A 9,804-nucleotide genomic window follows, 5' to 3' on the forward strand; every position below is an offset into this window, starting at 1 on the left:
GCAGGCGGCGTTTCATTATGCGATTCCCTCTCTCAATATATCATGGAGATGGATGATCCCCTTTGCCCGTCCCTTGTCGTCGGGGACGACGATCGAGGTTATGGACTTCTCTTCCATTATGGCCAGCGCTTTTGCCGCGAGCTCGTCCTCGCTGATCGTCTTCGGGTTCTTCGTCATCACCTCTTCGGCATGCAGGTCCAGGAAGTCTTTGCCCCGCTTCTCGATCCCGCGGCGGAGGTCTCCGTCGGTGACGATGCCCAGCACCTTCATATCGACATCCGCAACAACGGTAACGCCGAGGCGTTTGGACGATATCTCCATAATGACTTTCGTCATGGGTGTATCCGGGAATACCATGGGGAGCGCGTCGCCGGTATGCATCAGGTCCTTGACGCGCACGAGCAGCTTCTTGCCGAGGTTGCCGCCCGGATGATAATTGGCGAAGTCTTCCCGCTTGAACCCTCTCCTGGTCAGGAGGGCGACGGCGAGGGCGTCGCCCATTGCCATAGCAGCGGTCGTGGAGGCGGTGGGGACTATACCGAGCGGGCAGGCCTCCTCGGTCACCGATACGTCAAGGGCGACGTCGGCAGCCCTCGAGAGGGTCGAGTTGGCCTTTCCCGACAGCGAGATCAGCTTTACGCTGAAGCGCTCGAGAAAAGGGAGCAGCCCGATGAGCTCCTCCGTCTCCCCGCTGTTCGACAGGGCGATGATGATGTCATCGGCAGTGACCATGCCCAGGTCGCCGTGGCCCGCTTCAGCAGGATGCATGAAGAATGCCGGTGTCCCTGTAGAAGTGAGGGTGGCGGCGATCTTCTTGCCCACCAGCCCCGACTTCCCCATGCCGGTGACGATGACCCTGCCCGAACAGCTGAAGATGAGGTCGACGGCCTCTTCGAAGCTGCCGTTGAGCTTGGCGGCGAGCGCAGCGACCGCTTCCGCTTCCGTACGGATGACTTTTCTTGCTATGTCGAGAATATTGTCCATCTCCAACTGCCCTCTTGCGTTCTCATTAAGCGCCTACCAGGTATACTGGCAGCGAAGCCAGCCCGGGGGAACTCCCTTCCGGTGCGCCTCGTCTTCGAGCTCGCTCAGGTCCCGCTCGCGTTCCCTCAACTCCTTCCGGGCGTGATCGACGCTCTTCTGCGCCTGCGCTGCTCTCTTCCTATCTTTTGTCTTGTCTTTTGACGGAGCGCTGCCGAGCGCCGCGAGTTTTGCCTCCGCCTCCCTGACGGTATCGTTCGCCTCTTCGACCCTCTTCCGGAAGGCGCTCGCTCTCTTGCACCAGTACTCTTTCTCCTTCTGTTCCTCTATCGCCCGTGCCCGCTCCTTTCTGTCATCGCTCCTTGCCGGTACGGTTTTTGGCGCCTTCCGGTCAGAGGGCTTTGCATACCTCTTCAGATCCTCATTACCGTATACCGCGTCCTCACTATGAGCGGCCCGCAGGACAGCGCCTGAGAAAGAACAGACAATGCCGAACGCCAGTAAAGCGACTGCAATTCTGAATGCCATACACTTCCCCCCTCGTGCAGTTATCAAAAGGTCACCGGCACGGTGACAGCGCTAAACAGGTTCCTTCAGCGTGCATGCACATGCATTATGCTTGTGCAGCCATAAGCCCGTGAATATCCTTTATCATCCTCAGCAGTCGAGGCACCTTATCCAGAGGGATCATGTTGGGTCCGTCACAGAGCGCCTTATCAGGGTCGGGATGGACCTCCATGAAGAGGCCGTCGACGCCGACCGCGACCGCGGCACGGGCAAAGGCCTCGGCAAACTCCCTCTGCCCTCCGGACGAGGCGCCCTGTCCTCCGGGGAGTTGAAGGCTATGGGTCACATCGAAGATGACAGGGTGGCCGAAGGAGCGCATGATCGGCAGGCTCCTGAAGTCGACGACGAGATTGTTGTACCCGAAGGAGGTCCCCCGCTCGGTGAGGAGCAGCTGCCTGTTGCCGGTGGACGTAAACTTCTCGATGATGTTCCGCACATCCCAGGGGGCGAGGAACTGGCCCTTTTTTATATTCACCGGCTTGCCGGTACGGGCGGCAGCGAGGATGAGGTCGGTCTGGCGGCAGAGGAAGGCGGGCAGCTGCAGCACATCGAGCACCTGCGCAGCGGCCGCTGCCTCATCGGGAGAGTGGATATCCGACAGCACGGGCACCGCGACCTTTTTCTTCACCTCATCCAGGATCCTGAGCCCCCTGTCCATTCCCGGTCCGCGATACGAGGCTGCCGAGGTCCTGTTCGCTTTGTCATAGGAGCTCTTGAAGATGAAAGGAAGCCCGGCAGCGCTGCAGATCTCTTTCAGCCGCAGGGCGGTCTGGAGCGTGATCTCTTCGCTCTCGATCACGCAGGGGCCCGCAATAATGAGCGGAGGAGCGCCATCGCCCACCTTTATGTCGTGTATCGTAACTTTCATAAATGCCGGTCGATTTTTACCGTGTATTATATCACTAAGGGGCGGGTCTTTGTTATCGGCCTGAGCGCGGCAAAGGGAGGGCAAGAGAAAGGGCGGGGATACTGCGCCCCGCCCTTATCGGCAGCACTGCTCCGGCGGCCTGTGCTATTCGATGTTAAAGACCGCCACCTCCTTGATGCCCGGAAGGTACTCGCCTACCGGAACGAGCCTCTTGCCTTCGTTAACGCAGCCGATGATGATCGTCCAGAGCTGGTTCAGTTCTGCCTTCTCCCGTTCATTCTCCGGGGTCATTTTGAGCAGGGTGCCTTCGAGCTCGAATCTCATGATCATTCCTCCATAGCTATATGAAATTTAGAGCGTCTAACTGAATGAGCAGGGGGAGTCGGACGAGGCACAGTATGTTCGCTCATTCTCGGACGGCATCCAGCCGTCCTCCGAGGCACCAGCCCGCTCCGGAATCCTTCCTCCGCTCGGGCTGCTGATACCGCTCCACATACTATGCCTCGTCCGACTCCATGCCTTTCATTGCGTTAGGGGCTCTTGATGTGCAAAGCATCGGGGCCGCTGCGGGGCTCCCTATGTGGATTATACCGCCTGAAAGAGGTAAAATAAAGGCTGCGGCCAGGACAATTGTTATTATCCCATGAGAAGATACAGACCACCCCAACAGCCCGGCTCCCGGTATATCACTCCCGAAGGGAGAAAACGGTTGAGTGACGAGCTCGCGTTTTTATGGAAGGTGAAGCGGCCCCAGGTGACCCAGGCGGTCGCCGAGGCGGCAGCCCAGGGAGACCGTTCTGAAAATGCGGAGTATATCTACGGCAAAAAGCAGCTGCGCGAGATCGACGCCCGCGTCCGCTTTTTGACCAAGCGTCTCGGTGAGCTGGTGGTCGTGGACCGGCTGCCCGATGATACGAGCCGGGTCTTCTTCGGCGCCTGGGTGAGGCTCGAGCCTGAAGATGACGAAGAGGAGGCTGTCGAGTACCGCATCGTGGGGCCCGACGAAACGGACTTCAAGAAAGGGCTGATCAGCATCGATTCGCCGGTGGGGAAGGCCCTCATAGGGCGGTGCGAAGGCGATGAGGTCGTTGTCCAGCGGCCGAAGGGCAGAGCGGTCTTTACCGTTGTAGAGATACGGTATAGCGCATGATCCGGCCGTTCATTGTGCTCGGAGCAGAACGCCCGTTTCCCTCTCCGGGCAGCAGTCTGCCTGCTTTCTATTTCAGGATGGTCTAGTAGCCGTACAGCCCGTTGATCCTGTGGATGATCAGGGTGATCGGCTTCTTCATTTCCGGCTTCCTCGCGGCAGAGGCGATCTTTTCGACGACCTTTCTCGGAGCCGCTTTTTTAGCCTTTGTCGTTATTTTCGCAATCACCTGCTGAAGACCGTTCTTCCGTGCCGTCGTCGCTCTTTTACTCACCGTTTTCTGCGGCGCGGTCTTCTGTGCTGCTGCGATGAATGAGATGGCCGCTCTGCGGGGAGCGCTCTTCTTAACTGCTTTTCGAGAAGTCTTTCTCCCTGCCGCTTTTTTCGGAGCAGCCGGCGCTTTCTTTTTGGTCGTCGCCTTGGGTTGTGCCTTCTTTGTCTTCGTCGTCGCTTTTTTAGGAGCGGATTTTGCGGAGGTCTTTTTTGACGGGGCCTTCTTGGCAGCGGGCTTTTTGGCTGCAGTGCGTTTGGCCGCCGGCTTTTTCCCGGTCGCTGCTTTTTTGGGCGCTGTCTTCTTCGACGACGCAGGCTTCTTCACTGCTGTTTTCTTTGCTGCTGATTTCCTGACTGCCGGCTTCTTTGCAGCCGGCTTCTTTTGGGCCATAACCATCCTCCTCGCAAAATTTTATGTGCGCATTGTATCAGCACCGGAGCCCAAAAGTAAACAGATTAATGTGCCATTTCAACATCTTGCCTTATTCGATCCCCGCGCCCGGTCAGGGGGCTCCCCTGACCGTGGTATAATCAGGCGAGATGCATGAGCATGCTGTTTCCCGCTCTCGTAATAACGGTTATGAATTAAGGTGGAGGTACTATAGTGGACCGCAGGCAGTTCCTTAAGGCAGCAGGAGTGGCCGGCCTCAGCCTCGCTCTTCCCCCTGGCCTCGCTCCCCTTGTCGGGGACGCCGCTGCAGCGGAAAGGGTGGACCTTGCTGTTGCGAGCGGCGCCTCTCCCGCGAAGATGGTCGCCGCCGCTCTCGAGGCGATGGGCGGGATCAAGCGGTTCGTTTCGCGGGGGGATGTCGTTGTCGTGAAGCCCAACATGGGCTTCGACAGGACCCCTGAATTCGCCGCCACGACCAACCCCGAGGTCGTCGCTGCCGTAGTGAAGCTCTGCTTCGAGGCAGGAGCGAAGAAGGTGAAGATCTTCGACCGCTCGGTGAACGACCCCAGGCGGTGTTATGTCCAGAGCGGTATTGCCGATGCCGCCGGCGCCCTGGGCGCCGATCTTCGCTACATGGACGACCGGAAGTTCAGGGATTTCTCGATAAAAGGGGAGGCGCTGAAAGAGTGGCCCCTCTATACCGAGCTCTTCGAGGCGGACAAGATAATCAATATCCCCATCGCAAAGCACCACAGCCGGGCAAAGCTGACGATGGCGATGAAGAACTGGATGGGGGTGATGGGCGGCTCCCGGAGCATGATCCACCAGAAGCTCGAAGAGAGCCTCGCCGATCTCGCCCTGGTGATCAAGCCGACCTTGACCGTTCTCGACGCGGTGCGCGTGCTCACCGCGAACGGCCCCCAGGGCGGCAGCCTCGCCGATGTGAAGAGGCTCGATACGGTGATCGCCGGCATCGACCAGGTCGCGGTCGATGCGTATGGCGCGACGCTCTTCGGCATGAAGGGCAGCGATCTCGGGTATGTGAAGATCGCTGACAAGCGCGGGCTCGGGTCAATGGATCTGACGAGGATGAAAATAAGAAAGATTGCTGTTTAGCGTTTTTTATAGAATCGGCAGGCTTTCGTGGGCATGAAGACCTTTCGCCGCGTCTCCCAGGGGCTTTTCCTTCTCCTCTTTCTCTTCCTCTTCATCCAGACCGAGGCGAAGGGCAGGGATGAGCTCGGGTATCCGGTGCGCCTCTTCCTCGATTTCGATCCCCTTATCTTCATCACCACCCTCCTCTCGGCCCATACGGTCGCCAGGGCGTTCTATTGGTCGCTCATCGTGATCGCCATCACGCTGCTTCTGGGCAGAGTCTTCTGCGGGTGGGTCTGTCCGCTCGGGACGCTCAACAACATGGTCGGCGCGCTCGGGAGGCGGCGCGGGCATGCGGTCGGCCGGGAGTGGCACAGGGTCAAATATTTAATTCTCACCTTCCTGCTCGTTTCGTCGCTCTTCACGCTCCAACTGGTGGGCATCATGGACCCCCTCTCGCTGCTCATCAGGTCGCTCTCGCTCGGCATCTATCCTGCCTTCAATGCCACAGCGCATGCTGCTTTTGACGCGATCTACCGTACGGATATCCGCGGTCTCGTCGGGGTATCCGAGGCGATCTATACCGGATTGAAGGAGACCGTGCTCGCCTTCCAGCAGCCGCTTTACAACCAGGCCGCGTTGATAGGAGGGCTCTTCCTGCTCGTGCTGGGACTGAACCTCGTCGAGAAGCGGTTCTGGTGCCGCTATCTCTGCCCGCTCGGCGCGCTGCTCGGTATCCTCTCCCGGTTCTCTCTCCTCAAGCGTTCGGTCAGCGAGGGCTGCAGCTCGTGCGGCGCGTGCGCAGCGGTCTGCCAGGGCGGCGCCGCGCCCGATAAAGGGAGTGAATGGAAGGACGCCGAGTGCTGCTACTGCCTGAACTGCGACGATGTCTGCCCGAAGAATGCCGTCAGCTTCGGGTTCCGCGGAAAAAAGGCTGCGGCAGGGATGGACCTGGGGAGGCGAAGGGTCGTCGGTGCAATGGCCGCGGGGGTTGTCGCTGTCCCGCTGCTGAGGGTGAGTCCTCTCGGCAGGCCGGGAGGGTCCGATCCCCGTCTCATCAGGCCTCCGGGGGCAGTTGACGAGAAGGAGTTTCTCAAGCGGTGCGTCAAGTGCGGCGAGTGCATGAAGGTCTGCATCACCAACGGCCTCCAGCCGACCCTGCTCGAAGCCGGCCTCGAAGGGATATGGTCGCCGGTGCTCGTCCCGGCCATCGGCTACTGCGAATACCGCTGTACGCTCTGCGGCCAGGTCTGCCCTACGGGAGCGATCAGGCAGCTCGACCAGAAAGAAAAGGCCAAGGTGAGCATCGGCACCGCGATGATCGACAAGGGACGCTGCCTGCCCTATGCCCATGGAAAACCCTGCATCGTCTGCGAGGAGGTCTGTCCCACCCCGAAGAAGGCGATCTGGCTGGAGGAGGTGGCGGTGAAAGATCGCGAGGGCAGAACGGCTGCGGTGGAGCAGCCGCGCATCGACCTCGACCTCTGCATCGGCTGCGGCATCTGCGAAGCGAAGTGCCCGGTCCTCGGCAAGCCGGCGATCTATGTCACGAGCATCGGCGAGTCGCGGTCAAGAGAGAACCGGCTGCTGATGGGGTCGGGACCGTACGGCAGCTAAGCTCCTTCCTCTGCCCTCTCCCCGTTCATTTTACGAACGCTACCTCAAAGGCGAGGACGCCGTGGGGCGGGATATCGTGGAGGCCGACCCCATGCAGTTTCCGGAGCGCCTCGTCCGCGCTCTTCGCTTCAGGGACCGCGTTGCGGTAGTCTTCGTGATGGACCAGGTCGGTCAGGCCGTTGTAGGCGCGGATGCCGGTCACCGTCACTTCCGTTGAGGCGTAGTGGATGGTGTCCCCTACCTTTACGTCGGCATAGCGCTCTGCATTGGGCCGCACGTCGATCGTTTTGCGTCCCTCCCTGACCGCAGTCTCCCATTCGGGCTTGAGAACAAAACGGAATGATTTCTTGACGATCATGTCGCGCCTCCTCCCGTGTGGCAGTCTCTATAGAAATTGTATAGGGAAACAGGGGAAAAGTCTCGCGGCGGCGGAGCGAATTCGCCACCGCGGCGAGGATAGAGGCTTTTGACAGAGAGGTACAGGACACATTACGGTGGCGGCTATATTGACAATAGCAATACCTTTTTAGGAAAATGAGGATATGGAAATTAGAGACTTTGAATGGGACGATGACAATGTTGAGCACATAGCGAGGCATGGCGTATCGCCCGACGAGGTGGAAAGTGCCGCCTTCGATGATGAACCATGGGTAAAAAAGGGACGAGGGGGCACCAGATACCTGTTGGGATATACCGTTGCCGGACGATATCTTTTTGTTGTGTATGTCTTGAAGGGTAAGGGCAGGGCAAGGGCAATAACGGCAATGGACATGGATGATACAACGAGAAAACTCTACAAGAGAAGAGGAAAATAATGAAGAAGCTGCCGACGTTCAAGACGCAGGAGGAAGAGATACGGTTTTGGGAAAAGCATTCGATAGCGGAATACTGGGGAGACCTCGAGGAGAGCACCGATACGTTCGAGCGCCCGAAACTGACACCCGTGACATTGAAATTCGATCCGCTCGTTTTGAAAAAGCTGAAGATGCTGGCAAGAAAAAGAGGGATATCGTATAACGCCTATATACGCCTCTTGCTTGCCAAGGGTGTCGAAAAAGAAATACTCCAGAAATGATAAAAAAGGGCTCCCGAAACCTTTATTGTTCCGGATAATCGTTACCCCTGCCCCCTGTCCAGTGTCCGGTATTGAATCGCTTCGGAGACGTGGCTGCCCTGGATAGTTTCCGAGGCGTCGAGGTCGGCGATGGTGCGGCTGACTTTCAGGATCCTTGAATAGGCCCGGGCGCTGAGGCCGAGCGTCTGCATCGCCATGTCGAGGAGAGAATGAGCCTCTTCGGTGAGGACGCAGTGCTTCTTGATGTGGCGCGTCCTCATCTGGCCGTTGGCGAATATCCTGTCGTCTTTGAACCGCGCGAGCTGCCGCTCCCGCGCCTCGGTGACCCGCTGCCTGATCGTCCCGGACTTCTCTCCGGCATATTCGTTCGAGAGCTCTTTGTAAGGGACGGCGGGCACGTCGGTATGGATATCGATGCGGTCCATGAGCGGCCCCGACACCCGCGAGCGGTAGCGGTTGATCATCCCCGGCGTGCAGGTGCAGTGGTGGCGGGCGTCGCCGAAATAGCCGCAGGGGCAGGGATTCATCGCCGCCACCAGGACGAACTGGGCGGGATAGGCGACGGTCGCCACCGCCCGGGAGACGGTGACCATCCCGTTCTCGAGGGGCTGGCGCAGGACTTCGAGCACGTTCCTCTTGAACTCCGGCAGCTCGTCGAGGAAGAGGAGGCCGTGGTGCGCGAGCGAGACCTCGCCGGGCCGTGGCATCTGGCCGCCGCCGATGAGCGCGACATCCGAGATGGTGTGGTGCGGAGCGCGGAAGGGGCGGGTCGCGAGCAGCGACTGTCCGCTCGCGAGGAGCCCTGCAACGCTATGGATCTTGGTCGTCTCGAGCGCCTCTTCGAAGGTCATCGGCGGCAGTATCGAGGGGATCCTCCGGGCAAGCATCGTCTTCCCGCTGCCGGGCGGGCCGATCATGAGGATGTTGTGCCCTCCTGCCGCAGCCACTTCGAGCGCGCGCTTCGCATGCTCCTGTCCCTTCACGTCGCAGAAGTCGTCCTCATAGAGAGAATTCTCGGCCATCGCTTCCGCGATGTCGACGGTAAAAGGCTCTTTTCGCGAGATGTTGCCCAGGAATTCTATCGTCTCCGGAAGGTTCGTCATGCTGTAGACCTCGATGCCCGCCACCACCGCAGCCTCGGCAGCGTTCTCTTTCGGCAGGAGAATACCCTTGAGGCCGCGCCGCTTCGCCTCGAGCGCCATGGGCAGCGCCCCCCTGATCGGCTTTATCGAACCGTCGAGCGAGAGCTCGCCGGCAAGGAGGTACTCGTCGAGCGCCGCTGTCGGGATGATCTCTTCCGCAGCGACGATGCCTATGGCGATGGGGAGGTCGAAGGACGACCCCTCTTTCTTCAGGTCCGCAGGGGCCAGGTTGACGGTGATCTGCTTCAGGGGGAAGTTGAAGCCTATGTTCTTGAGCGCTGCCTTGATCCGGTCCTTGCTCTCCTTGACCGCGGCATCGGGGAGCCCCACCATCGAAAAGTGGGGAAGTCCTCTGGACGTGATATCGACTTCTACTTCGACCGGATGCGCATCGATGCCGATGACGTACGCGCTGAGCGTCCTGGACAGCATAGCCGGATGGTCCCCCCGGGTATCGTGGAATAAACGAGCCGGTTTGATTATCTCTTATTGGCGCCGTGATGTCAATGAGGCGGTAAAAACGTGTCAAGCCAAAATAGAAATGTCCTATTTTTACCAAAATAGAAATGTCCGGTTTTATGCAGCTGCTTTCTGAGGCCGTTTCCTCAACTTCTGGCGCTCAAACATTCTCTTGTTACTATCCCTCCA

General features: G+C 59.1%; 12 protein-coding genes. 5 read left to right on the forward strand and 7 right to left on the reverse strand.

Annotation, left to right across the window (positions count from 1 at the left end; translation table 11 throughout):
• Positions 1–15: 15 nt before the first annotated feature.
• The 4 genes from AB1805_12605 to AB1805_12620 form a co-directional block, all read right to left on the reverse strand.
• On the reverse strand, positions 16–984 hold the full coding sequence (locus tag AB1805_12605; protein ID MEW5746264.1) for a KpsF/GutQ family sugar-phosphate isomerase: 969 nt from the start codon (positions 982–984) through the stop codon (positions 16–18).
• A gap of 33 nt (positions 985–1,017) precedes the next feature.
• A complete protein-coding gene (locus AB1805_12610; GenBank protein ID MEW5746265.1) occupies positions 1,018–1,509 on the reverse strand; it encodes a hypothetical protein in 492 nt (163 codons plus the stop codon).
• Between the two features lie 85 nt (positions 1,510–1,594).
• Complete coding sequence (gene kdsA / locus AB1805_12615; protein ID MEW5746266.1) at positions 1,595–2,416, reverse strand: 3-deoxy-8-phosphooctulonate synthase; 822 nt, start codon at positions 2,414–2,416, stop codon at positions 1,595–1,597.
• A gap of 144 nt (positions 2,417–2,560) precedes the next feature.
• Positions 2,561–2,740: a hypothetical protein gene (locus AB1805_12620; protein ID MEW5746267.1), complete on the reverse strand. Its 180-nt coding sequence runs from the start codon at positions 2,738–2,740 to the stop codon at positions 2,561–2,563.
• A 319-nt stretch (positions 2,741–3,059) separates the two neighbouring features.
• Between AB1805_12620 and greB the strand changes: the two genes are divergently transcribed.
• On the forward strand, positions 3,060–3,566 hold the full coding sequence (gene greB, locus AB1805_12625) for a transcription elongation factor GreB (protein MEW5746268.1): 507 nt from the start codon (positions 3,060–3,062) through the stop codon (positions 3,564–3,566).
• Positions 3,567–3,648: 82 nt separating this feature from the next.
• Here greB and AB1805_12630 read toward each other — a convergent pair whose 3' ends face one another.
• The gene (locus AB1805_12630) at positions 3,649–4,227 is read right to left on the reverse strand and encodes a histone H1 (GenBank protein ID MEW5746269.1); all 579 of its coding nucleotides are present in this window, start codon (positions 4,225–4,227) and stop codon (positions 3,649–3,651) included.
• Between the two features lie 213 nt (positions 4,228–4,440).
• Here AB1805_12630 and AB1805_12635 point away from each other — a divergent pair, with 213 nt between their 5' ends.
• Positions 4,441–5,343: a DUF362 domain-containing protein gene (locus AB1805_12635; protein MEW5746270.1), complete on the forward strand. Its 903-nt coding sequence runs from the start codon at positions 4,441–4,443 to the stop codon at positions 5,341–5,343.
• Positions 5,344–5,376: 33 nt separating this feature from the next.
• On the forward strand, positions 5,377–6,939 hold the full coding sequence (locus AB1805_12640; GenBank protein MEW5746271.1) for a 4Fe-4S binding protein: 1,563 nt from the start codon (positions 5,377–5,379) through the stop codon (positions 6,937–6,939).
• Between the two features lie 25 nt (positions 6,940–6,964).
• On the opposite strand, the gene AB1805_12645 is transcribed toward AB1805_12640, so the two are convergent.
• Positions 6,965–7,297, reverse strand: coding sequence for an ASCH domain-containing protein (locus AB1805_12645; protein ID MEW5746272.1), 333 nt, complete (start codon positions 7,295–7,297; stop codon positions 6,965–6,967).
• Between the two features lie 184 nt (positions 7,298–7,481).
• Here AB1805_12645 and AB1805_12650 point away from each other — a divergent pair, with 184 nt between their 5' ends.
• Positions 7,482–7,754 carry a BrnT family toxin gene (locus AB1805_12650; protein ID MEW5746273.1) on the forward strand — a complete coding sequence of 91 codons (273 nt, stop codon included), beginning with the start codon at positions 7,482–7,484 and terminating at the stop codon, positions 7,752–7,754.
• Positions 7,754–8,014 (forward strand): CopG family antitoxin, encoded by a 261-nt coding sequence (locus AB1805_12655; GenBank protein ID MEW5746274.1) that lies wholly within the window; start codon positions 7,754–7,756, stop codon positions 8,012–8,014. Before AB1805_12650 ends, AB1805_12655 begins: the two co-directional genes overlap by 1 nt.
• A gap of 41 nt (positions 8,015–8,055) precedes the next feature.
• On the opposite strand, the gene AB1805_12660 is transcribed toward AB1805_12655, so the two are convergent.
• Positions 8,056–9,588: a YifB family Mg chelatase-like AAA ATPase gene (locus AB1805_12660; GenBank protein ID MEW5746275.1), complete on the reverse strand. Its 1,533-nt coding sequence runs from the start codon at positions 9,586–9,588 to the stop codon at positions 8,056–8,058.
• Between the last annotated feature and the right edge of the window lie 216 nt (positions 9,589–9,804).

This window comes from Nitrospirota bacterium, assembly GCA_040752355.1.
In the GTDB taxonomy this organism is placed as follows: domain Bacteria; phylum Nitrospirota; class Thermodesulfovibrionia; order Thermodesulfovibrionales; family Dissulfurispiraceae; genus JBFMCP01.